The sequence below is a fragment of the Flavobacterium suaedae genome (assembly GCF_014642915.1).
Taxonomy (GTDB): Bacteria; Bacteroidota; Bacteroidia; order Flavobacteriales; family Flavobacteriaceae; genus Flavobacterium; species Flavobacterium suaedae.
In genome coordinates, this window is record NZ_BMJE01000007.1 from 49,079 (window position 1) to 74,457 (window position 25,379).

Genomic DNA, 25,379 nt, shown 5'->3' on the forward strand with positions numbered 1-25,379 from the left:
ATGGATCACTTGATTAACCACCCCGGTTTAATAGCCGGATTTTCGATTGTTGTTATTATAATGTTGTTGCTGGACCTTGGGGTGTTTAATAAAAACAGTCATATAGTTTCCAATAAAGAAGCTTTAATATGGTCTATAGTATGGATATCACTTTCTATGATATTCAGTGGTGTAATCTATTATATGGTAGGCTGGGAGCAGTTTACCCAGTTCCAGAGTGCCTACTGGATAGAAAAAGCCCTTTCAGTAGACAACCTTTTTGTATTTATACTGGTTTTCAAGTTTTTTAAAGTACCCAAAAAACTCCATCATAAAGTACTGTTTTGGGGTATTATAGGTGCGCTTGTTTTCCGGGCTATATTTATATTTACAGGGGTAGAGCTTATAAAAGCTACATACCTGCCGGATATGGAACTTTTCGGTGTAACAGTGAGTATAAATGTAGTACTTACCATATTCGGGCTGTTCCTGTTTATTGCAGGTATAAAATCATGGTCGGCACACGAAGAAAGCGAAGAAGACAAAGATTTTTCCAACAGTCCCGGTGCAAAGCTGATTTATAAGCTGTTTAAAGTAACCAAAGACTTTGAAGGCGATAAGTTTTTCATCATCAGAGAAGGGAAGCGTATAGCTACACCATTACTGGTAGTAGTGGCTGTTATTGAGTTTACCGACCTTATTTTTGCGGTAGATTCTATCCCTGCCATATTTGCCATAGCTCCTGACGATCCTTTTATACTGTATACATCGAATATATTTGCTATTCTGGGGTTAAGGGCTTTATACTTTTTGCTGGCTAACTTTATGTATATGTTCAGCAAATTGCACTATGGGCTGGCTATCATTTTAATTTTTATAGGCACTAAAATGCTTATAGGGCCGTTTTTCCATATCCCTTCTCCTATATCGTTAATGATAGTGGGCGGAATACTCGTTATTTCAGTAATAATTTCGTTTATGTTCCCTGCCGAACATGATGAGCCTAAAGAGGAACTGGAAGAGGAGAAATAGTTTCGTGTTTTGAGTTACGAGCTAGTATTGCCTTTTGCCTAATTAACTATAATTTTTACTCTACTTTTTTGTAGACAGCTAAGTTGTATTTAAACTCATGCTCATTATGAGGTAGATGAGATATAATAATTAATGTATCATTAGTTATTTTATGTATCTCCCAACCGGTTTCCGAATATTCTACTACAAGACCTTGTTCTTTAGCTTTTTTAAGTAATTCAGGAGACATCTTATCTGGGGGAGGGCTGTATTGCGTTTCGTTGTAAATAAAAACTAACACTTTTTCTTTTTCATTATACTTCCATTTACCTTCATCAACACTTTCATCAAGGTTAAAAATTCTGGCGCTCTTAGATTTTTTGAATTCTAATGATGGACGATTTGGTTTTATTCTAGTCTGAACAGAGTTCCCAAGTGTTATTGTTTGTGTATTTATCTCTTCTCCTTCGGGAGTAGTTAGTTTTTCAAATTTCCAGTAACCAATAATGTTTTCTTCAATGAAAGCTTTACCAGCATTGGTTTTAACCTTATCTATGGTTGCTGTATTTGGTTTTGCTGTTTGAGAATAAGTGTTTACTGCTATCAGTATCAGAATAATAAAAGTGTATATTCTTCTCATTTCTTTTTTAGGATTACTTCATTAATGCTTTTGCCTAACTACTAATTTTAAAGATTGCCGCGCTCCGTTGCACTGCGCTCGCAATGACAGTGTGTCAACGATTATAAATATAAGGGTTTCGTCATTTCGAGGAGGTACGACGAAACAATCTTTTTAAGGGCTACAGGGTTCGTGTTGCGGGTTTTTGCCCTCATGCTTAAGTATGTAAACAGTATTCGGTCGCAGTATTGTGGCTGCCTATTGGGACTTTACTACTTTATAAACTTTCAACTTTAAGACTATTCCACTATTATTTCATCAATAAAAATAAATGCTTCACCGCCTTTACCCTGATGCCATTCCGGTAATGTACCATAGTTATAGGCTTTTACTTTTATATAGCGTGCGGTAACCTCATCACTTTCATTTTCCTTGGTGCTTTTTACAGCGGTTTCCAGTGTTTGTATTTGTGAGGTATAGTTTTTAGGGTTAACAGTATTTTCAACCGTGCCAATCAGCGTAAAGTTTTTATTATCGGTAGATGCATAAAACTCCACTTTGGTAGGCATTAAAATCCATGAACGGGTATCTTGTAAAAAGCGAGCACCAATATTTGTAATAGGTTTTTCTTCTTGTAAATCAACCACCGCTTCAAAATCCTGATTTTGGTAACCCTGCCAGTCGCCTTTACGCCAGTTTTCAGTGCCGTATATCCCATCCAGTAATCCTTCAGGACCACCTGCCGTATATTGCGAATTGTACTTTGATTTTATCTCAATAGTATAGTCATTCGGCTTTTTTATAAAGTTAGCTGTAATTACATGGCTCATTATTCTGTCCTTTTCGGCATAAGCACGTATTTCACAGGTTTCGGCAATTTTAAAAGGAGCTGTATACTCCTGAAACATTCGGCTTTCATTTTCGTTAGATGGGGTATTGATAATATAATACATCTTGTCCGCTCCGAAAGGCGCATTCATAGCTACAGTCATACTATCTTTAAACGATTTTCCTCCTGCTTCAATAACAGGTACAACAACTATGTCTTTATATAAGTTTTGTATAGTGTCGCTTACCGTTTTACTGTCTTTTATATAGTTTGTATTTATGGCTGCAAGTGTGCTCTTACTTGTTTTAGGAGTGATAACCTGATTACTACCATTTTCAAGGTGGATAACAGCCTTATCAAAATAGGGTGTCGTGGTACTCCAACCTTGTTTACCCGGTGTGACGGAGTATATACCCATACTGCTCAGTACATACCACGCACTCATTTGCCCGCAATCCTCATTACCAATTAACCCGTCAGGGCTATTTTTATAAAAATTATTGAGAATGTAGTGTACTTTCTCTTTTGTTTTTTCGGGCTTGTCTACATAGTTATATAAGTAAGCCATGTGGTGACTTGGTTCATTACCATGCGCATATTGCCCTATCAACCCCGTAACATCTGCCTGATCGCGTCCTGTGGTTTGGCTTGCGGCATTAAACATCTCGTCCAGTTTGGCTTCAAAGGCTTCCTCACCGTCGTAGGCTTCAATCATTCCCGGAATATCCTGCGGTACAAAAAAGCTATACTGCCAGCTATTGCCTTCGGTAAAGTTGTTGTTTACCTCACGCGGGTCAAAAGGCTTGTCCCATCCGCCATTCTTTTTAGGACGCATATGTTTGGTTTCAGGGTCAAATATGTTTTTCCAGTATTGCGAACGACTCATAAACAATTTGTAATCATTGATTTCGCCCAGTAGTAATGCCATTTGTGCAATACACCAATCGTCATAAGCATATTCCAGTGTTTTCGATACACTTTCGTGCTCATCATCTATACTGATGAATCCCTGAAACTTATAAGCCTCTAGCCCAAAGTGATTAAGCATAGCACTATGTCGGGCAGCTTCAAAGGCTTTTTGGTAGTCGAAACCTTGTATATCTTTTGCCATAGCATCAGCAATTACCGAAACGGAGTGATAGCCTATCATACAGTCGGTTTCATTACTGGCAAGTTCCCAAACAGGCAGTCGTCCGCCCTGTTCATACTGTTTAATGAATGTATTGATGTAATCCGCCGTACGTTTTTTATCGATAAGCGTATACAACGGGTGAGCTGCTCTAAAGGTATCCCAAAGGGAGAATACAGTGTAGTAATCAAAGCCTTCGGCAGTGTGTATTTCGTTATCTCTGCCACGGTATTTACCATCTACATCCATAGCAATATTAGGCTGCATCATGGTGTGGTATAGTGCAGTGTAGAAAATCGCCAGTTTATCCTTATCAGATGAAGTTACTTCTATTTTAGAAAGCTCTTTATTCCAAAGTTTTTCGGCAGCTCGTTTTGTTCTTTTAAAATTCCATCGGCGTAGTTCAGCCTCCATATTTTTGGCTGCACCTTCATAGCCTGTAGGGGACAGGGCTACTTTTATTTTTAGCTTTTCATTCTTTTTAACCTCGGTACTAAAACTGATGGCGAGTAGTGAGCCTGCAAAAAAAGGATCGGTAGTTTTAGCGGGTGCAAAAGCGTTATTGTTAACCCCAGTAACCGTCATGGGCTTGCTGAATTCTATACTGGCATAAACGTACTGGTTGCGTGCCCATGCTTCGCTACGTCGCAGTACTTCTATAGTTTTGCTGTCTATAATGCGAACTTCGCCCATAAGCAAGTCGTCGCGGTGATTAAGGTCGAGAATAATATTTGCCTGTCCTGCTTTGCTAAACGTATATTGATGCATACCCACACGTGGTGTAGTGGTAAGCTCTACTTTAATATTATCATCATCGAGTTGTACAGCGTAATACCCAGCCGAAGCGGTCTCATTATCATGTGAAAAGGTTGATGAGTAGGCTTCTTTATCCAGATTGGGTTCACCCATAGTAGGCATCAGCATAATATCGCCGTAGTCCGATACGCCTGTTCCGTTGAGGTGCGTATGCGAAAAACCGTAAATAACATTGTCCGAATAATGGTAACCACTACACCCGTCCCAACTACCGTCTATACGGGTATCGGGGCTTAGTTGTACCATACCGTAAGGTACGGTAGCACCGGGGAAGGTATGCCCGTGCCCGCCTGTACCAATAAACGGGTTTACATGCTTAGCATATTTTTGTGCAGAAAGGGTAAACGTACTTAATATAACGAGCAGAAATAGTAGCTTTTTCATTGTGTTGCTGTAATTTCAGCTAAGATAATAAAAAGCATTACAGTATATATCAGGCTTTCCGGTTATGGTAGCAGATGGTAAGAATAGCTTTTATTTAATTATAAACTGGTCGTATATATTTTTATGCTTTTTGTTTAGTAACCTTAAAAGGCTTGAAAAGTTTTCGGAAACTCGTATGTCGTTATCAACACCGTGTCTGGTAGATTTTATTTTATTATTACCACAACCAATACTTAATACTAGTTGACCACTATCTGTAAATCGAGGTCTTTTTACTAATAGGCTTTTAGGCTGCAGATCATCACTAACCAGTTTTTTTATTGCAGAAAGTGTTGCCTCTTCTGCTTTAATTTTGCTGTTTTTTTGATTTGTATAAAGGTAAATAGTATCATTATTATCAAATACTACCATTTTTGCAATGCAGTTATAATTGAAATAACCTACTTCATAACTTTTCTCAATTTTATTCTCAAGTTGATTTGAACCTTGCTTACAGCCCGAAAAGAGAAATAAAATGAATAGTATTGATAATGCTGTGTGTACTTTAAATTTCATTGGTTAAAAGGTTTTAACTAACATTTTTTATTCTTTAAATTTCAGAATGCTATTTTTTATTTCAATTGGTAAATCTTCTGTTTTCATCCCTTTGTATGTAATTTCTAACATATCAGCCCCATAATATAAATAAAAAGCTATACTGGACTTGTTGTCTTCTGTATATTGTGTACTATATGCATTATCAAAGTTCATTTGTTTTTTAAAGGCTTTAATAAAGTTGTCAATTTCATTTGGACTCAATTTAAGGTTACTCTTGTCACCTGAAGTATGATTATCATATTTTAAAACAGAAATATCTTTTTGATTACTTTCAATTGAAAAATATTTTATTTCATCATGATCAACAATTCTAATAATATAGTCAAACTCAGTTTCCTCATAATAAGCTTCCATAGAAACCTTATCTTTTTTATGGCATCCACTTAAAAGAATTATAATAGCCAAAGAGAAAATATATAAATATGCTTTTTGTTTCACTTTCATTGTGTTGCTGTAATTTCAGCTAATATAATAAAAATAAAGCCCTGCGTTTTGCAGGGCTTGTATGTGTTACATTAACTTATAAATCATTAAGGCTATAACTACTATTGTGCCGAGGTGGATTAGTAAATTTTCTTTTGGGTATTTTCTTTTAAAACTTTCCTTATCGTTAAAATAGAGAAGTGCTAAATAAGACACCAGCAGTGGTATTACTAACAGCAGGAAAAGGTTAAACAACCCAAATGTATTTATACGTTTCACAACGGCTATGCTATTATCCATGTGAGGAAATAATAATGTAAAAGCTATAACAACAATAAGTAATGCTTTTATAACTTGTAGTATAGTTTTCATAGTTATAAGTTTATAAAGCTTGTTTAACAAGCATTTTTACACCTGTTTAAGGCTCTTACGCAAGTTCTTTGAGCATTGTTATACACCACTGTAGCATATACAGCCGCAGCCGCAGCAATAATAGGATTGAAGAATGACGATACACCGCTTGCACCTATCCCTGCCGCATAATTACTTCTTGCAGATCTGTCGCAGGCAACAGCATCATTAATACATTCAAAAACGCAGTTGTCATAAGGTGTTACAGGAGGGGTATCTATAGGATTAAAAGGACTACCTATTACCCCTATAAGTTGTTCCCTAAAGTCAGGGTTATCAACTGTTTCTTTAAAAAAGTTTTCATTTTCACTAAAAACGGCAAGGTAACTTGTTTCTAATTCGTCAAGTTGTTTTTCTGCATCAGGATAATCAATAAAAGTTGTTGTAGAGATATTTTCTCTTAACCATTTTTTTAATCCTTCCTGATCTTCTAAAGTGTATAAGTCATATTCTTCCGCATGTAGATTATCTACAAAGACCTTCATTTTCAAATCAAAATCCTTATAGCTTTGAGATTCCAGCATTTCATGGTAATAAATTTCTAAATTAGATTGCGGGTTTCCCTTTAACACAATACTTGTTTCTGTCTGACTTTCGCTTGTTTTAGCGTCATCATCGCTACAGGCTACTAATAATAGCGAAGCAATAAAAAAAATGCTTACGTTTCTAAATACATTTTTCATAATAAAAGTAAATTTTTTAGTGAATAAATTTCAACCTGTTTTTTGTGCACAATTAAACAAGTGGTTCTGTAAAAGCCGGCTTATTCGGGAGCAATATTATATAATAATTTAGCAGGTTGTAATTACTTTAAAGACTATTTTAGTTGCTTAGTGACTATTTTAATTTGTGTGTTAAATGACAACTATTTAACATAAATATTAACGCTTTCTATTTACTTTTGAGGTTATCTAACTTAAATTACAATGGAAAAGAAAATTCTCGACATATTATGGAGAGCAAGGGTGAATCAAAAAATATCGCAGGAAAATATTGCAGAGTATTTAAAACTTACTCAAAGTTCCTATGCTAAAATTGAAAGGGGTGAAACGACCTTAACACTAAGTAACTTTTTAAAAATATGTTCCTATCTTAAATTAAAACCTCAGGAAGTTTTTAATATAGCTGAAACAGAGGGTAAGTAACACAGGCAGAAATAAAAAAGTGGAGTATGATTCTATAAAAATCATGCTCCGCTTTTTATGTATTATAGCTATAACTTTACTTATTTTACTTTTAAGTACTCTTCAATATCTTTATAAGAAAGTTTTAGTTTTTTAGGACCATCAGCGTACGATGAAATTTCGTAAGTATTGTAAAATAAGAGTAAACCGTCTTCTTCAAAAAAGATGTTGTTTGGCAATGCAAATTTTTCATCTTCAAACATCAACCCATCATCATTAATAGGTGCCATTTCTGATATTTTAAATTCCTGTCGGAATCTTTTCTCTGCATAATCGGTAAAACCATTTACATCGTTAAAAAGGTCTCTGTATTCAAGAGGCTTCCCGTTATTAGGGTCAAACAGTAAAGAGTAGTCGCCTTGGTTACCATGAGCACCACCAGTATATACATAGCTGCTCAAGGTTATGTTTAAAACCTTATCACTACGGTATGAAACATCACCTTTAACAGTCCCTTCCCATCCCATAGTTTCTTCAGGAAATTCTTTTTTCAGCTCTTCGTACGACTGCATGAACGATTTCATCAACTCACTATAAGTAGTAGCATTATATGGTTTTTCTCCAAAATAAATAAGTTCTTTTACTTTACTAAAAACAGAGTCGTTAATAACTCTTGCTACTTTTTTATTTCCGCCGGCTTCCGGCACTTCAATTTTTACAACAGGGCAATCTTCCTTACATGGTATAGTACTGGTTTCCTGGTAGTACTTTTTCTCAAAAGTAAGTGGGGCAACCTCTTCAGTTTTAGTTATTACAGGCTCTTCATTTTCTTTTTTATCTTTTCCGCAAGCCACAACTAAAAGGGCAGCAAAAACCAATGGTAAAAATCTTTTCATCATAAAATGTTATTGTTTTGTAAAAGGGCGATATCCTTATGCAAGGATAAACAAAATCCAGTACATTTGTTTTTAAAATAAATACAAACGAATTCAAAATTACATGAAATTTAACACAAAAACTATACATGGCGGACAAAAGCCGGACCCGAGTACAGGAGCAGTAATGCCCCCCGTTTATCAAACCTCAACATTTGCACAAAGCAGCCCCGGTATACACCAGGGATATGAGTACAGCCGTGCGGCAAACCCAACGCGTACCGCGCTGGAAGATGCACTGGCAAGTATAGAAAACGGAGCAAAAGGTTTAGCATTTTCATCTGGTTTGGCAGCTATAGACAGCGTTATGAAGCTGTTAAAGCCAAACGATGAGGTTATTGCTATGGATGACCTGTATGGTGGTACATACCGTATGTTTAGTAAAATATATTCGGAGTACGGTATTAAGTTCCATTTTGTAGATATGAACGATTTGGAGAAAGTAGAATCGTTATTTAACGAAAATACTAAGCTGGTTTGGGTAGAAACACCAACAAACCCGTTAATGAAACTGGCTGATATTGCCAGAATAGCCGAGCTTACCAAGGAGAAAAATGTACTTTTTGCAGTAGATAACACTTTTGCTACACCATACCTGCAAAACCCGCTTGATTTGGGTGCTGATATTGTAATGCACTCGGCTACCAAATATTTAGGAGGGCACAGTGATGTGGTTGCGGGAGCATTAGTAGCTAAAACCGAAGAGCTTGGCGAAAAACTACACTTTGCACAGTTTGCAACAGGCGGAACGCTGGGACCAAACGATTCGTATTTAGTACTGCGTGGTATAAAAACATTACACCTGCGCATGCAACGTCACAGCGAAAATGGGCAAAAAGTAGCTGAATATCTTGAAAATCACCCGAAAGTAGAGAGAGTATATTATCCTGGGTTAGAAAGCCACCCATACCACGAAATTGCTAAAAAGCAAATGCATGATGGTTATGGCGGTATGGTAACATTTACATTTAAATCCGGTAAGAAAGAAGACTCTATTAAATTTTTAGAAAAGGTAAAAGTATTTACCCTTGCCGAATCACTTGGAGGAGTAGAATCACTTGCCAACCACCCTGCTATAATGACGCATGCCTCTGTACCGGAAGAAACCCGAAAAGTTTTAGGGATTACAGATGATATGGTGCGCCTGAGTGTAGGGGTAGAAGATGCTGAAGATTTAATTAAAGATTTAGAAAAGGCATTAAGCTAATTAATATAAATTAATCGTGTTTTTGTAGGCGTAAAAGTGCTGAAAAATAAAGGATTATCAATATAATCGAATTAAAATAAAGTATCAATAAAAATATATGGCTGAAATTAAGAAATGCTATATATTTGCTTTGTAATCAACGAAAACGTTTTCTTAAACACAAAATTCTTTAAAATATGAGCGTAAGTGTACAGTCTTTTATGGACGCAGTTGCCCAAAAAAACCAGAATGAACCTGAGTTTTTACAGGCAGTGCATGAAGTTGCAGAAACTATAATACCGTTTATAGAAGAGAACCCAAGATATCAGAACAAAATGCTTTTAGAGCGTATGGCTGAGCCGGAAAGGGTTATAATGTTCCGTGTTACCTGGCTGGATGACCAGGGTAATATACAAGTGAACAGAGGATACAGAATACAAATGAACTCGGCTATAGGCCCATATAAAGGTGGTTTACGTTTCCATCCATCAGTAAACCTTAGTATTTTAAAGTTCCTTGCTTTCGAGCAAACGTTTAAAAACAGCCTTACTACGCTGCCAATGGGTGGTGGTAAAGGAGGTTCGGACTTTGACCCTAAAGGAAAATCAGATAACGAAATAATGCGTTTTTGCCAAAGTTTTATGACAGAGCTTAGCAAACACATAGGCGCTGATACGGATGTTCCTGCCGGAGATATAGGTGTAGGAGGTCGCGAAGTAGGCTACATGTTCGGTCAGTATAAAAGGTTACGTAACGAGTTTACAGGAGTACTTACCGGTAAAGGTTTAAGCTTTGGTGGGTCGTTAATACGTCCTGAAGCTACCGGTTACGGTTGTGTATATTTTGTAAAAAATATGCTTGAAAAACAAGAAAAGAGTCTTGTAGGTAAAAAAGTAGTTATATCAGGTTCCGGTAACGTAGCACAGTATGCAGCAGAAAAAGCAATGCAACTGGGTGGTAAAGTACTTACTATGAGTGACTCTTCAGGTTATATTTATGATGAAGAAGGGCTTAATGATGAAAAGTTAGCTTACATCATGGAAATTAAAAATGAGCGCAGAGGAAGAATTAAAGAGTATTTAGATAAGTACCCTAATGCTAAATATACTGATGGTGGGGAGCCATGGGAAGTAGCTTGTGATATAGCTTTACCATGTGCTACACAAAATGAAATAAGTGAAGAAGAAGCTAAAACACTTGTGGCTAATGGCTGTATATGTGTAGGAGAAGGAGCAAACATGCCTTGTACTCCTGAAGCGGTTGCTGTTTTCCACGAAGCAAAAATACTTTTTGCTCCGGGTAAAGCATCAAATGCAGGTGGTGTAGCTACATCAGGACTGGAAATGTCGCAAAACTCACTGCGTCTTAGCTGGACAAGAGAAGAAGTTGATGAAAAACTTAAAGCTATTATGGCTGATATTCACCATGCATGTGTAGAACACGGTACTGATGCAGATGGTTACGTAGATTATGTGAAAGGTGCTAATATAGCAGGCTTTGTAAAGGTAGCTGAAGCTATGCTTGCACAAGGTGCTGTATAGTATTTTTACAGTACAACATAGTATATAAAAAAAAGCTCACGTTTTGGCGTGGGCTTTTTTTATATCACTTTATACAAAAACGACTATATATTCGTTTTAGCTTATATTTGTTCTTCAAATTAAACTACTTAATGAAACGTTTTTTTCTCCTATATTTTTTTCTTTTAGGTTACATACTTTTTGCCCAAAACAATCAGGGATGGGTGGGGCATTTCTCGTACAATAATATACAGGATATAACGCAGTCATCAAACAGAGTGTATGCTGCTGCCGAAAGTGCTATCTTTTCTAAAAGTACTATTACTTTTGAACTTAAAACCACTACTTCGGTAGATGGGCTTAAACCTGAAACCATAACCGCTATATATTATAGTGAAGTTTACGACCGTACCATTGTGGGGAGTAGTAATGGTTTACTCATAGTGGTAAACGGAGATGACAGTATAGTAAATAAAGTAGATATTATTGAGGAGACTACTGTACCGCCCGGCACTAAAAAAATAAACCATATTTATGAGCATGATGGCAAAGCGTATATTTCCTGTGATTTTGGTATTGCAGTTTTAAACTTGCAAACCCTTGAGTTTGGAGATACCTATTATTTAGGGCCTAATGGTACTGAAATAGCGGTAAACCAAACTACGGTATTAAACGGTTATATATATGCAGCTACAGAGAATAATGGTATAAGTAGAGGATTTTTAAACAACCCTAATCTTAATGATTTTAATCAGTGGACAGAGGTTTATGGCGGTAACTGGAGCGGAATAGTTTCTTTTTCTAATACGTTATTTGCAGCAGATAATTTAGGAACAGTATACAGGCTGGACAATGGTACTGCTATACCTTTTAATACTACAGGAGGAGTCATAACTGATTTAAGAGTAGCAAATAACCATCTGGTAGTAACTAATCCCTTCCGCATTTTGGTATATAACGATTCATTAGTTCAAATACTACAGTTGTTTGAAAATGCTTTTGAAGGAGGGGTTATATTTACAGCGGCAACAGTAGTTTCGGGTCAGTTATTTATAGGAACTAAGGCGCATGGAGTTATAGAAACCTACTTAAATAACAGTATGGTAAAAAATAATATTACCCCAAATGGTCCGCTACGAACTAATATTTTTTCAATAGAAAAGACATCAAACTCACTTTGGGCAGTTTTTGGCTCATACAATTTTTATTTTACTCCTGATGAGCAAGTTAAAGGTATAAGTAAATTAACTCAGGAAGGATGGATTAATATACCTAAAGATGACGTTTTGGGTGCAGCATCAATAGGAGATATTGCCGTAAACCCAAATAATGAAAGCGAGGTGTTCGCATCATCTTACCATAGAGGCTTATTGCGCATAGAAGATGATACTCCTGTACAGCTCTACAACGAAACGAACAGCCCTTTAGAAAGTCAACAATTAGTTGCAAATTATTATAATATAAGGGTTAATAGTTTAGCTTATGATGATTCGGGTGCACTATGGATGACAAATGATATGACAGAAAAACCATTAAAAGTTTTTCGTAATGGGAACTGGTCATCATATGATTTTACAGATGTACTAAATAATGCTATATCGAATAAATACCAAAAAATGATCATCGACAGGAATGGTACAAAATGGATACCTTCCATTAACGAAGGGCTAATAGCTTTTAATGAAACGCTGGGGGATAAGTTTATAGTAATAGGAGCTGATGATATAGGAAACTTGCCATCGGAATATGTTCGTTCTGTAGCTATTGATAACAGCAACAGGCTTTGGATAGGAACTTCGAGAGGGTTAAGAGTAATGCCGGGAATAGACCGTTTTTTAACTGAGAATATACTTACTACAAATGCAATAATTATTGAAGAGGACGGACTTGCACAAGAGCTTTTATATGATCAGGATGTAACGGATATTGAAGTAGACGGTTCTAATAATAAGTGGTTAGGAACTTCGGGTGCGGGTGCGTTTTTAGTATCGCCTGACGGACAAAGAACCCTTTTCCATTTTACCAAACAAAACTCACCGTTACCAAGTAATACTATAAACGATATTGCCATTGATAATGCAACGGGAGATGTATATTTTGCTACTGATAAGGGTATGGTTACTTATAAAGGAACGTCTACCGAGGCAGCAGGCGATTTAAGTAATGTATATGTGTTTCCTAATCCTGTGCGACCTGACTTTAATGGCGATGTTAACATAAGCGGACTTATTGATAATGCTAATATTAAAATAACCGATATATCAGGAAATCTGGTTTACGAAACTACCTCCGAAGGCGGTACAGTACTTTGGGACACCCGTGCTTTTGGTAGTTACAAAGTGGCATCAGGGGTGTATATGATATTTATAGCTTCTGAAGACGGTACTGAAACCAAAGTAAAAAAGGTAATGATTATTAGGTAATTATTTATACAAAAGCAATTAACAGAAAGGAGTTTGTGGCGTGCGGGTTAAAACAAAAGCAATTGTAATCAGTTCATTACGGTATCAGGAAAAAGGGCTTATTGTAAAATGCTTTACACAGTCCGATGGGTTAAAATCATACTTTGTGCGCGATGCTTTTTCGTCTAAAAAAAGTGCCCAAAAAACAGTTTATTTTCGTCCGCTTACTATTTTAGAAATAGAGGCGACCCATAAAAATAAAGGTACGCTGGAATATTTTAAGGAGATAAGGTTGGCACACCCTTACCAAACACTTGCTACTGATATTATTAAAACAACCATAGCTATTTTCCTGTCGGAAGTTTTACATTATTGTATAAAAGAGGAAGAGCAAAACGAAAACCTGTATGCGTATTTAGAAACTTCTTTATTGTGGCTGGATACGCACGATGAGGTAGCAAATTTCCATTTAATATTACTACTTGAAATTACAAAGTTTTTAGGCTTTTATCCTGATACGGGAAACCAACAGCACTCTTATTTTGAAATGACGGAAGGGATATTTATGCCATATCCTTCAGCAAGCTGTCTTTCGGAAGACGAAACCATGTTGTTACGCCGACTGATGACTTTGCGCCAGGGGGATGGAGCGAAGTCTTTTCATGTTTCCGAAAGGCAGGCACTACTAAAGGTTTTAATTGATTATTATTCTTTTCACCTTGATGGTTTTGTAAAACCAAAATCAATAGAGGTTTTAAAAGAGGTATTTAGTTAGCCACTAGTATACCGCCCAAAATACCTACACCAAGCCACACATACCATTTTTTATAAACAGGTGTGGGTACTTCTACCTCCGCAGCTTTAAGCTCAGTTACTTTTATATAAGGGTTGGTACTGGTAACATCGGTAGTAATAGTCTGTTTCCCTAAAAACCATTTACGCTTTACTCCTGTAATAACGGTTACTTCGTTAGGTATGGTTAAACTATCTAAAGTAAAACCATCGTTCATAGATTTATAGCGAAAAGAATACCACTTATTTTTAATCTTGCCTGTGCGTTCAAAATCAGGATAAGGCAGTGTGTCAGTATAGGTTACTTTTATGGTATCTATTACAATACGGTCTTTATATTTAACCACATTTTTTACTGATGCAAATTCTTTTATCAGTTCCTGTAGCTCTTTATCTTTGTCAGTTAATAATACACCCAGTGTTTCTTTATCAGCTAGTAGTGTTTTTATAGTAGCTGTTTGGGAGCCAAGCCTGTTTTTATAATAGCTTATACTATCGTTTAAAGCTTGGTAATTTGTTTTTATTCTGGTTTCGCTATTACAGCGTGGCTGCAGGAGTATTACCAGCAGCACGCTGCATAATAGGTAAGGTATGTATTTCTTATAAGTTAACCCATGTGTATGTTTTTCCATCTACTACTTCTATAAAAGTATCGCCTGAATCGTATTTTCCTTTCAATGCTCTCCAGTTATGGTCAAAAGTCTTTTCAAGATGTGGGTAGTCTTTAAATGAGTTCCAGTCGCCTCCCCATGTCCAGCCAATAGATTTAAAGTAGTCTACTACTTCCATCCAGTCGGCTTTTCTGTCATTATCAAAATCAGCATGTATGTTCCAGCTGGCTGTTTCAAATGTACGGTTGTTATCTCTGTCTAATAAAAGAACAATGTCAAAAGCTAAACCGTAATTGTGAATTGACTGACCTCCTTTTGCATTGGTTACTTTATTTCCGGGAGTTGTTCTTCCCTGTGCATATAAAGCATCTTGCTCTGCAAAGGTTCTAAGGGTATACGCAAAGCGTAGTCGTACCCCTTTACCAAGTAGTTTATTGTTAACGTGCATGTATGCATCGCGTACTTCTTGTCTTACGGCTGGGTGAATTAGTTTAATGCGCTTAAGTGTAATGCTGTCTGCTGCCATTGTATGTAGTTTTTAGTTGAAAACTTGTAATTTTTTAGTTGTATTATATGTTGTTTAGTAATGAAAAAATGGATGTAATATTTTGTATATCAAAAGTATAAAACATGAAAGCATTGCAACGGTATGCAATTTATTAATTTTTTGCCTTTATTTTTTTCGAATACCTGTTTTTTTACACCCACTTTTGTAGCTATTGCTTTTTGTTGTCTTTTATTTTATCTAAATCAAGATCTTGATTAAAAGTTTTAATTTTCTGAATCCAGCCTATTGGAGGAAATACACCATTGGTTAGTGCGCTCATATTCATAAATGCCGAGCCGGCAGGGTAGAGTATAACCATTAATCGGGTGAGCGATTTTAAATAATCATATATAAAAGTTGTTTCTTTTACGGTATGCTGTATTATTTCGAACAATATAGCGGCTCCTGCACAAAAGGTTAGTTTGGTTATAAGCCCTATAAGGTTTTTTTTAATAGTAAAGTCTTTTAATTTAAAAGCGTGATAAGCGCTGCCTATAACGTGGTCTATAGCTATGCAGGTAAGTACTCCGGCAATAAAATCTCCATTTGATATAGTCCATTGGGAAATTGTTGTAAAAAACCATGTAACAAAGCTAAAAGGCAGGCTTAATGCTATAACTGATTTTATTTTAAGCACCAAGCTGCTACTGTGAAGTAGCAGCAGGTGTTTAATGGTAAACGTCAGTAAATAGTTCATTTTTTGCCGAGTAGGGAAATATAAGTTTTATGCTATTTGAGGTAGGTTTATTTTTTCTAAATAGTTGTTGTATAAAGTTCTAAATATTTGTGTTTCAGCATATGATAGTGATTTTCCTGCAAAAAAGCAGCATATCCCTGCATCTCCATAGCTATCCAATCTTCTTAACAGTTTTTGGGTGTCGTTCCATCCATAATATATATTACTTTCTACTTGCCTTTGCTGTAAGTTGTCTCTGTTGATGTATGAGCAGTCAAATTCTCCATATCTAATCATACTTTTTAAACCAACACCAGAAAAGTCTACACTGGTATCAGGATAATATCCTGTATTTATTCTGTGCGATAAGTTGTCAGCATTTCCTATCCAGTTGTTTGAATTTATTGTAAGTCCAGTCAAGTTTGTTCTTCCCGGTATTGTATATTCTTTATGAACAACAAGGCTTATAGAAGCATCGTTTAGTTGATACTTATTAGTATTTATATGGCTGGGGTTAAATTGTGTATCTATATATCCATCATTTCCATCGCCTTCCCATCCTATAGAAGTATAACTACACCCTCCATAAACTGTAGCAAGTTCTGATTCAGGTTTTTTCCAGTTTATTTTACTAAACTCATACATGTCATATTTAAAACCTGTAGGCATATCTCCTGATTCAATTTTAGCTCCCCATATATACCAAATATCATTACCTAATGGTTCTGGATCAGTTCGTCCGTTATATAGCCAAATATGGTCTCCTTCTGAAGCAGTAAAAGTAAAACTTAACCTATACCAGCCATCTCCAATATACTCTACAGTCCATTCATTACCGCTTGATGTAAAGATTTCTCCTGTTGTATAATCAAGTCTTACTATTGGAAGAGCTTGCCCTAATGTGTGATTTCTTAACCTGAACCTTCTTTGTGAGGTTCCTGTTCCTGCTTTTGTATATATTGAAAATACATTATTGTTTGAAGGAGCTTTGTTATTTATTTTAACTATGTTAGCAGGCTCTTCTCCTACTGCATTTGTGTCATCAAATTTACAAGCACTATATGTTCCGTCAGGAGCAGTTGTCTCAATAGTGTTGGGAGTTTTTGTTGCATTTCCTGAAGGCCAGCTATTACTTGCAAAATTAGAGCTGTCAGGTATATAGTTGTTTTCATTATTATATGAATACTGAAAAAAATCATCCAATTTATTCCAAATCCCATTTTTAATCTGTTCTCTTATTAATACATTTATTCCTGCTATAGTATTATCAGAAGGTAAGGCAAATCCTTCTGATTTTGCTCGATCTAAAATTTTCTGAGTTTCTTTTAATAAAGGGTATTTATTACTATACCCTTTATTTTGATGACTTATTTGATACTTGCTCGATATGTGATTGTTCATAGTTATATTGCTTTATGAATTCTACTTACACTCCAACTAATATCATATATATTACAGCTTCCATTACATCTTGCATATAATGTGCCTCCGTTCACATCCCAATCACTCGAAAGAATAGCAGCTATAGAAAGATTTATATGTCTTACTTCGCCCATACCTTTTGGAAATGTAAACATGTGTTTGTTTTCCTGTCCTGAACCATCATTAAACCATAGCTCTATATAACTTGCAGAGGCATCTGTAGGAATTGATTTTAGGTTAATGTCAATTGAAAGATTATCATTTTCGCCACCTAGTATTTTGCTGTAGTCATAACTCAATCCCGATGCTACACTATCTATAAGTTCAGTAAATGTAGCGACGTCAGTAGGGAGTTGATTTTCATTTACTAAGTTACTATTATTAGGAACTATTGTGTCAGTATCTGCTGTAATAGAAAAAGGAGTTCCTGAAGTATATTGAGAATCAGAATATTTACCCCAGCCGGTTTCGCTAACCCCTTCTTTTAAATATAATGTTCCTGAATTCTCTGAAGTTAAAGCCTCATATTCAGCAAGAGTACCAACCCATACTTTATTTATAGTTTGAGGTGAGGTTTCATCTAATTCAATAAATGGAATATCGTCTATATATTTTTTTTGTACGTAGTCTAATGCAGTAATGTTTGCAGTAAAGTCTTGATTACCTGATAACCCTTTTGAATTTGGTATACTACTTGATATTGTTACTGAGCTATTATAAAGCCCTTCTCCATTAGCTATTCCTACAGACGTTGAGTTTCCAAAAGAATTAATTGCAGAAAAATTAATATCATTAGGAGTAAATTCTAATTTTACTTCAGTTCCTGAATTATTATCTTTATTAGATAGTACAAAGTTATCTTCATCTAAAAACTCTATAGATTTTATTAAGTTATTATAATAACCATCTTCATATTTCGCAATTATTTTTTTAGTACCATTCAAAGTATTTTCAAACTCTATGTCTCCAGTAATAGGTTTTCCTGCTTCTGTACCGCTAAGTAATAAAACATTACTTGCAGTTCCGTCATTAACAGTTATACCCTTTACTTCAATGTTGTTTGTAGTAATATTACCATTATCAGTTATTTGTTGTAAGGTAGTATCAGGGATTAAATTACTATTAGTACTACTCACAAGGTCACTTTCAGCTAAATCACCATTATAGATTGATGGAGTACCAACAAATTGCACAAAATAAAGTACTTCGTTTTGAGTATAACTAAAGTAATAAGAAATTACATTTCCTTCCTCATCAAGCTGACCTGATAAAGTAAAATCACGTTGAGTGCTATTAGCTGCGTTTAAATAATCACCATCAGTTAATTCTCCTAAATCAATAATTGAAGTGCCTGGTGTATTTTCAACATCTTCGCTGGTATATGTTTCGTAGTTTATAAATCTTAATTGGTCATAGTCTACACTTGTATAAGTACCCTTACCACTTAAGAAGAAATAGGAATACAGTCGAGGTGTATCATTAACAGTAATAACTGCATATACTATAACAGGGGTTTCAGTGGCGGTAATAGTAAATGGATTTTCACTCATTTTTTGAGCTACTGAATACCTGTAGTTAGTAGAGTCTGCTGTGGTATCAACCCCTGCAATTTCTGTATGTCCTACAGAGATAACTCTCGCTCTATTATTATGGTCAAAAACGCCTCCTTCACCAAGAGTAGTTCTATCATAACAAATACTCATTATTGCTGATTGAAGTTCCTCGATACTGTTGTAGCTTGTGCCGTTTACTGTGAATTGTGAATACTCTGTAAAAGGGATTAAAACGTCTTTGTTATCATATACGTTATAAATTATAAGCTTATTCCCTGCTATTCGGGTAATATAATTCCTAAAATACTCAACTCCGTTTAGTATAAACCTTTTGTCGGTGAAACTATTTACTGTAATCATTTTTATTATATAATTTTACTAAATCTCATACTGCGGTTTGTGTTTTTGCCACAGTATTTTTTGTATTCGCTATTTCCAGTTCTTATAAGCCAAAGCGCTACGTTTTCCCATATTTTAAAAGCAGATTCTCTGTTTAGCTGGTATATTGTTTTTTTGGTAGTACCCTCTACCGGTCTACTGGTATCGTTATTTATTTTTTCGACTACTGAAAAAGGAGTATCAGTAACCAATGAAAACATCATGTATCGGGCATAGGTAAAATAGGCTATAGCCATTTTTAGCCCATAGTTGGTATAAGTAGTACCTTCATACTCGTAAGAGCTTCCATCCAGTAAATCCGGGTAACTTTCGGGAGATGCTATAACAGCATTGAATAGTTTTTCACCCAAAAGCGGCTGAATATCCAGTAACTGCGCATCCAAAATCATTTCATTGAGTTTACTGTCGTTTGGGGTTTTTGATATTTGCCTGTATTTAGCAATATCATTCCTCGTAATTAATGCCTGCATCGTCTGTAAGTTTTATAGGTTCTACTTTTATACCTGATAAGTCCTGAGACCATTCCAGCAACTGATTAATAACCGAAGTAAGCATGTTACGCTCTTTGGTAGTGTTCTCCCAATACGTGCGTTTCATTTCGCGAATTGCCTCGCCTGAATTACCAAATAAAGATGCTTCATTGGTTTTGATAAGCCCCGCCGGTAAGTTGTTGAAAGCGACTAAAATATTTTCCCGAACACTGCTTTCAGTATACTCGAAAAGCTCATCGTCAATTTTGCTTTCAATCTGTTTGATTAATATGGCGTCATCCAGTTTTTCGCCTGCAAAATCCATTTCAAGGCAAAGTACACCACCAGTATTCTCTGCACCTAAGCTGTCTTTAATGGCTTGTTGAAACCTGTCGCGCTCGCTTTCAGCATCTATTAATGCTTTGCTTCCGGGTTCTAAACCTTCTTCAACCAATGGGCGTGTTACAACTAAGGTGTTACCAAAAAAGCCTTTGCGTAGCAGACGGTTTTTGTAAACGGCTGCTTGTGCCTCGCTGTCGCAATCATCAGCAACACTGTCAATACGCGATAGGGGATAGCGCAGCTTGGTATCCATATTTACAAACAGTACCTGCCCTTTGTAATGTTCCCAACCTCCTGCTTTATTTACCTGTGCATCAATTACTTTTTTACGAGGATTAAAAACATCAATAAGCTGGATGTCGGAACGTTTTGGGTTGAGCCATTCTTTACTTACGGCTATTTTGCCTGCATAGTCGTTACTATCTGCTTTACCTATTCTGCACCATTCATAAGGAATTACGCTGAAGTCGGATATTTGATAAAGTGCATTCCAGTTAACGTGGATAAATACCCCGCGCTGTTTTACAAGGTCATCGGCTATATCATCAGCAAAATCAATTAATGTTAAGTCTTTCTCTTTGTTTACAATAAGGCTGTCATTTTCCTCTCCGTACCCTTTACCGATGAGATATTGCAGCATTATACTGGCTGCCGATTTTGCTGTTACGCTGTTATTAATAAGCCTGTCCATACGTTCGGGGTAGGCATTATCAGTATCATTAGCATAAACGTCGGCGCTTTTATTCCAGGGGGTTAGTCTTTTCCAAACATCTATTAAAAGTGTTCTCATTGTTGTTCTGCATTAGGCAAACCTTCTTCTTGTGCTTGTTGTGCTTTAGGTTCTGCCTGCTGCTGTGCTGCCTCATCAACAGTTGTTTTTTTCTTTGCCTGTGATCTTTTTTTTCGTTGAGGTTTCTCCTCTTTTGGTTCTTGTATGGTTGGTTCAGGCAATTGTGAGAAAAAGCGTTCGCCGTTAGGACGGGCTAAGAGTTCTTTGGCATATTCTTCGGTAATATTACTGTTGTTGACTAAAACTGATGAACCGAACCGTAAAGGGATATTCTCGTACTTTGGTTTTAGTTTGTATTGTGTTTCGCTTGCCATTTCGTTAAAGTATTTTTTGTACTTGTTTACACAAGTAGTTAAACATATAGGACAACCGGGGTTGACTTTTTCATTAAAAATTGAGGTATACTCCTGCCAGAATAACTGGAGATACCGGACACCATCGCTACGCTTTCCGGTAACGATGGTGTTGATATCCATTTTTGTGAAATCAAGCATTGTTATTAGGCTTCAACAAATGCAGCATCAAATACTGTTTTGGTAGTAGCGTAATCTGTTTCAAGAAGTGTTTTAGGCATTGTAGGCTCTTCAAAACCATCTACCGATGCAAGCTCAAAAACAATCATGTTGTCGTTTTCTTTAGAGCTGTTTGTCATGGTACTGATTTCTAAACCGGATTTAAGTCCTAAAATTTCAAAAGCATCTGCATTTCCTGCACCTTTCCAAAGTTGTTCTACCACTATTACGTATTTAGCACCTTGAGAAAGGCTATCTGCCTGCGTTTTATTATCCAAACTTGGGTTAAAAATTACGCCGCTAAATGTATGTTTAAATTTATCAGGAGCGTTTTCTTTCTTTACAAGTTCCCAAGCTTTACCATTAGCTTGTTTAACACCGGTTAATTTGTAACCTGTTTTCCCTGATTTCAGTTGAAGGTTAGTTACTAATAAACGGTTACTTGCATCATAAGTAGTAGCTGTTGTATCAATATCATCCTTGTTGATTAATACAATGTTTTGTTCTATACCACCTATTGGTGCGTTAGCACAATCAAAAGTTATATCGGCTGTTAAAAGCCCTGTGCAATCTACTGCCATTGTTGTTTTGTTTTAAAAAGTTGAAGTATTGTGTTTAGATAAAAGTTGAAAACCCGAAAGTTGAAAAAGAGATCAGCCAAAAGCCATTAGGCAATAGTTTTTTATTTAGTCGAAAGTCATGCGTCGAAAGTCAAAAAGTTGATGTTTTTAGTTTGTGAGGCAATTGCCTACTGTGACTGAGTACTGCGACTTTTTACTATGGAATATTGCCTATTGCCTAATTACTATTGCCTCAAAATTAATAAGCTGCTACCGTCATATACGGTTCAAGGTGTTTAGCATCAATAGTATAGGATGCGTCCATGATGTTGGTTTTTAGCGTTCTGTCATAGAAAGCATCCAGCTTTACAAGGTCTTCCTCGCTAAGTGTACCAATTGGGATATTTGATTTTGTAGTGAATACCGCCCTATGTGGTAAGTTCCAGGTAGTACCGTTGTCCTGATAGGTTTTTATATACCTGTCCCAGTCATAACGTACTTTTACCTCAATACCGTCAAAGTACAGTTTTGGTCTGCCTTCTTCTACTACTTCAAGGAAACCGGAACCTAGGTTTTTGTTTCTTAAGGTAGCACGGTAGTTATCAGCAAGAGTACGTGTAGTTAATATAAAGCTGTCTTCGCTGTCTACCAGTCTTTCATCAGCAGCGGTAACCATTTTTTCAAAGATGTCTATAGCGGCATCTTCTGCTAATGCTTGTGCGGAGTATGATGCTCCTTCGTTTGCAGTTATAGCAACATAGTTACCTTCACCTGAAGGAACTTCCGCCATAATTTGTTTAAACAAGCCGTCGAAAGAGTTAAAGTACCCTAAATCAGTATTGTTTGTAAACACTCCTGAATTATCTACAGTAGCGGCAGCGGTATCATTAAACCATACTTTACGGTGGATGTTTTCTAACAATGCCGATTCTACAGCAGAGATGATAACGCCAAACTCCTGAGAGCCTACTACATCGTAAAAATCAGGGTTAATGCGTTTTGATTTTTTAAACAGTTTTAATAAACCGTTCATATCTGCCTGGCAGTGCGATAACCTGAAATCCTCTAACGCAGGAGTCCAGTATTTTTCAGTAAGTACAAAACCTTCGGCTTCGTTTGGTGTACATCCACTGGTTTTTTTACCTAAAAGCCCCAGTCTTTCGGCAAATGCAATTTGAGTTTCAACATCAATACCCGTTTCAATTTCGTGGTATTCAGCAAGGTCACTGTCGTTAAAAACCCTTTCAAATATTACCGCGCTTACCGTTTCGGCTTCACGTGGGTTTAGTGTTAGTCCGTCAGCTTTAATTAGTGCCATTACTTACTGCTTTTATTTTGCAAATATTGTTTCATACCGGCTAGCCTGTCGCGTTCGCTTGGTTTGCGTTTTGCTACTTTTTTGCCGTCCAGGCTGTAGCTGCTGCCTACTTGTCTTTTTAGTGCCATTACTTCGCCTTTTATGGTGCTAAGCTGGCGTTTCAGCATTTTGTTTTCGGCACGTAAGGCTGCGGTAGCTTCTGTGCCTGCATCTTCGGCTTCTATAATTTCGGTTAACTCTCCTGCTTCAAATACATAAGCAGTACCGTCAGGCATCAGGTATTCACCTTCTGCGGGAACGCCGTCTACTGTTGCTATCGCGCCAAGTTCAATAATAGCGTCGTTGGCAAGTTCAGTAAAGTCAAGCTCCACACCGGTGGCATCTTGTACTACTTTGTTCAGGATTGTGTTGTGCTTGAATTTGGCAAGCACTCGCTCAAACAGACCTTCCATCCAGTGTCTGTCTTTTTCGCTAAATGTTCCTCTCATAGTTAAATTTGGATTAATAAATGCTTTTGCTACGGCTTTTACCTGCCGTGAAGTTGTAAAGCCCAATGCGTTAAGCTGGCTGGGCGTGAGCCATGTTTCGTTTTTTAGCAGTGGCAGTATTGCCTGTTCCTGCACGTTTAGCTCTTTTTTGTAGAAGCTCACCAGCTTTTTTTCTATGGCACGGAGCTGGTCTGCAAATTCTTCCAGTTCATCGGCGGTACCCATAGAGCCTCCCCAGGGCAGGTGAATCATAAAAGAGGTATTCTCTTTTAGTATTCTTTTTTTACCTGCCATAAATATTACGGTGGCTATACTGGCTACGGTTCCGCTGCCTATGGTGGTAATGGGTTTGCCTAATGAACGCAGGTAGTGGTAAATATCGAACCCTACATCTACCAGTCCGCCTTCGGAGTTTATATGCACGTTGTATGCGGTGGCGTGGGGTTGTTTTTTTACCTGACTGACTACATCGACCAGCGATACGCCTGTTACCCCGCTAAATGTGCCTATTTGCCCGGAGATATATATGTTTCCTGTCATTCGGTAGGGAATGAGTGAAATATTTGGGGGGAAGTATTTTAGTTAATAGGGAATAGGCAATAGCAGTTAACCATTAGTTTGCCTTGTTAACTATTTGCGTGTTGCCTTATGGCTTTTGGCTAAACAAACAGCGCTGTTGTTTTTTGTTGATACAAAGATACGGCGGTAAATAAGGTTTTTGCTGAAATGGGGTTTTCAGTGGATGTTATAGGAATAAATATTAGTTGTTCCCAACCTTTTCTCATCTAAGGTTATCCATAATAGTATAACCTTAAATTATAATTAGATGAAAATTTATTTACAATTATTAATTGTTTTTATAGGAGTGTCGCTTTATGCGCAACAACAAACTACACTAAACCAGCCCTATATTGAAACGATTGTCGAAGCTGACAGCCTAGTAGTTCCTGATAGAATACATATATCTGTTTTATTGAATGAGGCAGATTTTCGGGGTAGAAAATCAGTTGAGGAACAGGAACAGTTACTCAAACAAGCTCTTATTAAAGTAGGGGTTGATGTTGAAAAAGATGTAACCCTCTTAGATTTTGGCAGCAACTATAAAGGATACTTTCTGAAAGGAAAAGATGTTATAAAGAATAAATTATTTAATGTTTTAGTGCGAGATGCGTGTACGGCAGGAAAAGTATTGGTTAGACTGGAGGAGGTAGGTATATCTAATGTTATGATAACAAAAACGGAATATTCGGGAGCAAAAAATTTAGTACTTCAGTTAAAAGGTCTTGCTGTTAAAAGAGCAAAGCAACAAGCAGAAGCCTTAGCAGTACCCCTTAATCAAAAAGTAGGGAAAGCACTTCTTATAAAGTGTATGGATAGACCTAATTACACTTCTTCCTATAATGCTCCGGGAACTGTTGTGTTGAGGGGCGTAGGTACTATTAACAATGACACTACTTTAAATTCTTTTGATGTTGATTTTGACAAAATTAAATTCGTGTCAACTGTACAAGTTGTTTTTGTGTTGGAGTAACTA

At 36.5% G+C, this 25,379-nt stretch carries 25 protein-coding genes; 7 read left to right on the forward strand and 18 right to left on the reverse strand.

Annotation, left to right across the window (positions count from 1 at the left end; translation table 11 throughout):
- The gene (locus tag IEW45_RS12645) at window positions 1–1,011 is read left to right on the forward strand and encodes a TerC/Alx family metal homeostasis membrane protein (protein ID WP_188621628.1); all 1,011 of its coding nucleotides are present in this window, start codon (window positions 1–3) and stop codon (window positions 1,009–1,011) included.
- A gap of 55 nt (window positions 1,012–1,066) precedes the next feature.
- Here the strand turns inward: IEW45_RS12645 and IEW45_RS12650 are convergent, their stop codons facing one another.
- From IEW45_RS12650 to IEW45_RS12675, 6 genes are all read right to left on the reverse strand, one after another.
- Window positions 1,067–1,630 carry a hypothetical protein gene (locus IEW45_RS12650; RefSeq protein ID WP_188621629.1) on the reverse strand — a complete coding sequence of 188 codons (564 nt, stop codon included), beginning with the start codon at window positions 1,628–1,630 and terminating at the stop codon, window positions 1,067–1,069.
- A gap of 278 nt (window positions 1,631–1,908) precedes the next feature.
- Window positions 1,909–4,767 carry a GH92 family glycosyl hydrolase gene (locus IEW45_RS12655; protein ID WP_188621630.1) on the reverse strand — a complete coding sequence of 953 codons (2,859 nt, stop codon included), beginning with the start codon at window positions 4,765–4,767 and terminating at the stop codon, window positions 1,909–1,911.
- 90 nt (window positions 4,768–4,857) lie between these two features.
- Complete coding sequence (locus tag IEW45_RS12660) at window positions 4,858–5,322, reverse strand: hypothetical protein (protein ID WP_188621631.1); 465 nt, start codon at window positions 5,320–5,322, stop codon at window positions 4,858–4,860.
- Window positions 5,323–5,349: 27 nt separating this feature from the next.
- Complete coding sequence (locus tag IEW45_RS12665; protein ID WP_188621632.1) at window positions 5,350–5,808, reverse strand: hypothetical protein; 459 nt, start codon at window positions 5,806–5,808, stop codon at window positions 5,350–5,352.
- 66 nt (window positions 5,809–5,874) lie between these two features.
- The gene (locus IEW45_RS12670; protein WP_188621633.1) at window positions 5,875–6,159 is read right to left on the reverse strand and encodes a hypothetical protein; all 285 of its coding nucleotides are present in this window, start codon (window positions 6,157–6,159) and stop codon (window positions 5,875–5,877) included.
- Between the two features lie 23 nt (window positions 6,160–6,182).
- A complete protein-coding gene (locus IEW45_RS12675) occupies window positions 6,183–6,881 on the reverse strand; it encodes a hypothetical protein (protein ID WP_188621634.1) in 699 nt (232 codons plus the stop codon).
- A gap of 243 nt (window positions 6,882–7,124) precedes the next feature.
- Between IEW45_RS12675 and IEW45_RS12680 the strand changes: the two genes are divergently transcribed.
- The gene (locus IEW45_RS12680) at window positions 7,125–7,343 is read left to right on the forward strand and encodes a helix-turn-helix transcriptional regulator (protein WP_188621635.1); all 219 of its coding nucleotides are present in this window, start codon (window positions 7,125–7,127) and stop codon (window positions 7,341–7,343) included.
- A gap of 80 nt (window positions 7,344–7,423) precedes the next feature.
- On the opposite strand, the gene IEW45_RS12685 is transcribed toward IEW45_RS12680, so the two are convergent.
- Window positions 7,424–8,221 carry a DUF3298 and DUF4163 domain-containing protein gene (locus IEW45_RS12685; protein ID WP_229665949.1) on the reverse strand — a complete coding sequence of 266 codons (798 nt, stop codon included), beginning with the start codon at window positions 8,219–8,221 and terminating at the stop codon, window positions 7,424–7,426.
- A gap of 88 nt (window positions 8,222–8,309) precedes the next feature.
- On the opposite strand from IEW45_RS12685, the gene IEW45_RS12690 reads away from it, so the two are divergent.
- The 4 genes from IEW45_RS12690 to recO all read left to right on the forward strand — a co-directional run bounded on the left by IEW45_RS12690 (window position 8,310) and on the right by recO (window position 14,140).
- A complete protein-coding gene (locus tag IEW45_RS12690; RefSeq protein ID WP_308421060.1) occupies window positions 8,310–9,464 on the forward strand; it encodes a cystathionine gamma-synthase in 1,155 nt (384 codons plus the stop codon).
- Window positions 9,465–9,640: 176 nt separating this feature from the next.
- Window positions 9,641–10,984 (forward strand): NADP-specific glutamate dehydrogenase, encoded by a 1,344-nt coding sequence (gdhA, locus tag IEW45_RS12695; RefSeq protein ID WP_188621637.1) that lies wholly within the window; start codon window positions 9,641–9,643, stop codon window positions 10,982–10,984.
- Between the two features lie 131 nt (window positions 10,985–11,115).
- Window positions 11,116–13,386, forward strand: coding sequence for a type IX secretion system anionic LPS delivery protein PorZ (porZ, locus tag IEW45_RS12700; RefSeq protein ID WP_188621638.1), 2,271 nt, complete (start codon window positions 11,116–11,118; stop codon window positions 13,384–13,386).
- A gap of 40 nt (window positions 13,387–13,426) precedes the next feature.
- Window positions 13,427–14,140: a DNA repair protein RecO gene (gene recO, locus IEW45_RS12705; RefSeq protein ID WP_188621639.1), complete on the forward strand. Its 714-nt coding sequence runs from the start codon at window positions 13,427–13,429 to the stop codon at window positions 14,138–14,140.
- Here recO and IEW45_RS12710 read toward each other — a convergent pair.
- The 11 genes from IEW45_RS12710 to IEW45_RS12760 form a co-directional block, all read right to left on the reverse strand.
- Window positions 14,133–14,789, reverse strand: coding sequence for a DUF6549 family protein (locus tag IEW45_RS12710; RefSeq protein ID WP_188621640.1), 657 nt, complete (start codon window positions 14,787–14,789; stop codon window positions 14,133–14,135). The genes recO and IEW45_RS12710 overlap by 8 nt on opposite strands.
- On the reverse strand, window positions 14,758–15,294 hold the full coding sequence (locus tag IEW45_RS12715) for a M15 family metallopeptidase (RefSeq protein WP_188621641.1): 537 nt from the start codon (window positions 15,292–15,294) through the stop codon (window positions 14,758–14,760). The genes IEW45_RS12710 and IEW45_RS12715 overlap by 32 nt, the downstream gene beginning before the upstream one ends.
- 190 nt (window positions 15,295–15,484) lie before the next feature.
- Window positions 15,485–16,012 carry a hypothetical protein gene (locus IEW45_RS12720; RefSeq protein ID WP_188621642.1) on the reverse strand — a complete coding sequence of 176 codons (528 nt, stop codon included), beginning with the start codon at window positions 16,010–16,012 and terminating at the stop codon, window positions 15,485–15,487.
- Between the two features lie 27 nt (window positions 16,013–16,039).
- Window positions 16,040–17,392 (reverse strand): phage head spike fiber domain-containing protein, encoded by a 1,353-nt coding sequence (locus tag IEW45_RS12725; protein WP_188621643.1) that lies wholly within the window; start codon window positions 17,390–17,392, stop codon window positions 16,040–16,042.
- A gap of 2 nt (window positions 17,393–17,394) precedes the next feature.
- Complete coding sequence (locus IEW45_RS12730; RefSeq protein WP_188621644.1) at window positions 17,395–19,326, reverse strand: hypothetical protein; 1,932 nt, start codon at window positions 19,324–19,326, stop codon at window positions 17,395–17,397.
- Between the two features lie 5 nt (window positions 19,327–19,331).
- Complete coding sequence (locus tag IEW45_RS12735; RefSeq protein WP_188621645.1) at window positions 19,332–19,835, reverse strand: DUF6712 family protein; 504 nt, start codon at window positions 19,833–19,835, stop codon at window positions 19,332–19,334.
- Complete coding sequence (locus IEW45_RS12740) at window positions 19,810–20,967, reverse strand: hypothetical protein (protein ID WP_188621646.1); 1,158 nt, start codon at window positions 20,965–20,967, stop codon at window positions 19,810–19,812. The genes IEW45_RS12735 and IEW45_RS12740 overlap by 26 nt, the downstream gene beginning before the upstream one ends.
- Entirely contained in the window at window positions 20,964–21,461 is a 498-nt protein-coding gene (locus IEW45_RS12745; protein WP_188621647.1) for a cell envelope integrity protein TolA, read from the reverse strand. The genes IEW45_RS12740 and IEW45_RS12745 overlap by 4 nt, the downstream gene beginning before the upstream one ends.
- Window positions 21,462–21,466: 5 nt before the next feature.
- Window positions 21,467–22,060 carry a hypothetical protein gene (locus IEW45_RS12750; RefSeq protein WP_188621648.1) on the reverse strand — a complete coding sequence of 198 codons (594 nt, stop codon included), beginning with the start codon at window positions 22,058–22,060 and terminating at the stop codon, window positions 21,467–21,469.
- 238 nt (window positions 22,061–22,298) lie between these two features.
- Entirely contained in the window at window positions 22,299–23,357 is a 1,059-nt protein-coding gene (locus IEW45_RS12755; RefSeq protein WP_188621649.1) for a hypothetical protein, read from the reverse strand.
- The gene (locus IEW45_RS12760) at window positions 23,357–24,385 is read right to left on the reverse strand and encodes a Clp protease ClpP (RefSeq protein ID WP_188621650.1); all 1,029 of its coding nucleotides are present in this window, start codon (window positions 24,383–24,385) and stop codon (window positions 23,357–23,359) included. Before IEW45_RS12760 ends, IEW45_RS12755 begins: the two co-directional genes overlap by 1 nt.
- A gap of 286 nt (window positions 24,386–24,671) precedes the next feature.
- Between IEW45_RS12760 and IEW45_RS12765 the strand changes: the two genes are divergently transcribed.
- Window positions 24,672–25,376, forward strand: a complete 705-nt coding sequence (locus IEW45_RS12765; RefSeq protein WP_188621651.1) for an SIMPL domain-containing protein — start codon at window positions 24,672–24,674, stop codon at window positions 25,374–25,376.
- Window positions 25,377–25,379 lie beyond the last annotated feature (3 nt).

Bases quoted from the DNA above. Each gene is read 5' to 3' on its own strand.
- IEW45_RS12680 (WP_188621635.1), top strand. From the start codon at position 7,125: ATGGAAAAGAAAATTCTCGACATATTATGGAGAGCAAGGGTGAATCAA.
- IEW45_RS12645 (WP_188621628.1), top strand. From the start codon at position 1: ATGGATCACTTGATTAACCACCCCGGTTTAATAGCCGGATTTTCGATT.
- IEW45_RS12655 (WP_188621630.1), bottom strand. From the start codon at position 4,767: ATGAAAAAGCTACTATTTCTGCTCGTTATATTAAGTACGTTTACCCTT.
- porZ (WP_188621638.1), top strand. From the start codon at position 11,116: ATGAAACGTTTTTTTCTCCTATATTTTTTTCTTTTAGGTTACATACTT.
- IEW45_RS12710 (WP_188621640.1), bottom strand. From the start codon at position 14,789: ATGGAAAAACATACACATGGGTTAACTTATAAGAAATACATACCTTAC.
- IEW45_RS12730 (WP_188621644.1), bottom strand. From the start codon at position 19,326: ATGATTACAGTAAATAGTTTCACCGACAAAAGGTTTATACTAAACGGA.
- IEW45_RS12735 (WP_188621645.1), bottom strand. From the start codon at position 19,835: ATGCAGGCATTAATTACGAGGAATGATATTGCTAAATACAGGCAAATA.
- IEW45_RS12660 (WP_188621631.1), bottom strand. From the start codon at position 5,322: ATGAAATTTAAAGTACACACAGCATTATCAATACTATTCATTTTATTT.
- IEW45_RS12665 (WP_188621632.1), bottom strand. From the start codon at position 5,808: ATGAAAGTGAAACAAAAAGCATATTTATATATTTTCTCTTTGGCTATT.
- IEW45_RS12715 (WP_188621641.1), bottom strand. From the start codon at position 15,294: ATGGCAGCAGACAGCATTACACTTAAGCGCATTAAACTAATTCACCCA.
- IEW45_RS12670 (WP_188621633.1), bottom strand. From the start codon at position 6,159: ATGAAAACTATACTACAAGTTATAAAAGCATTACTTATTGTTGTTATA.
- IEW45_RS12750 (WP_188621648.1), bottom strand. From the start codon at position 22,060: ATGGCAGTAGATTGCACAGGGCTTTTAACAGCCGATATAACTTTTGAT.
- IEW45_RS12755 (WP_188621649.1), bottom strand. From the start codon at position 23,357: ATGGCACTAATTAAAGCTGACGGACTAACACTAAACCCACGTGAAGCC.
- IEW45_RS12760 (WP_188621650.1), bottom strand. From the start codon at position 24,385: ATGACAGGAAACATATATATCTCCGGGCAAATAGGCACATTTAGCGGG.
- IEW45_RS12675 (WP_188621634.1), bottom strand. From the start codon at position 6,881: ATGAAAAATGTATTTAGAAACGTAAGCATTTTTTTTATTGCTTCGCTA.
- IEW45_RS12650 (WP_188621629.1), bottom strand. From the start codon at position 1,630: ATGAGAAGAATATACACTTTTATTATTCTGATACTGATAGCAGTAAAC.
- IEW45_RS12765 (WP_188621651.1), top strand. From the start codon at position 24,672: ATGAAAATTTATTTACAATTATTAATTGTTTTTATAGGAGTGTCGCTT.
- IEW45_RS12685 (WP_229665949.1), bottom strand. From the start codon at position 8,221: ATGATGAAAAGATTTTTACCATTGGTTTTTGCTGCCCTTTTAGTTGTG.
- IEW45_RS12740 (WP_188621646.1), bottom strand. From the start codon at position 20,967: ATGAGAACACTTTTAATAGATGTTTGGAAAAGACTAACCCCCTGGAAT.
- IEW45_RS12720 (WP_188621642.1), bottom strand. From the start codon at position 16,012: ATGAACTATTTACTGACGTTTACCATTAAACACCTGCTGCTACTTCAC.
- gdhA (WP_188621637.1), top strand. From the start codon at position 9,641: ATGAGCGTAAGTGTACAGTCTTTTATGGACGCAGTTGCCCAAAAAAAC.
- IEW45_RS12725 (WP_188621643.1), bottom strand. From the start codon at position 17,392: ATGAACAATCACATATCGAGCAAGTATCAAATAAGTCATCAAAATAAA.
- IEW45_RS12745 (WP_188621647.1), bottom strand. From the start codon at position 21,461: ATGCTTGATTTCACAAAAATGGATATCAACACCATCGTTACCGGAAAG.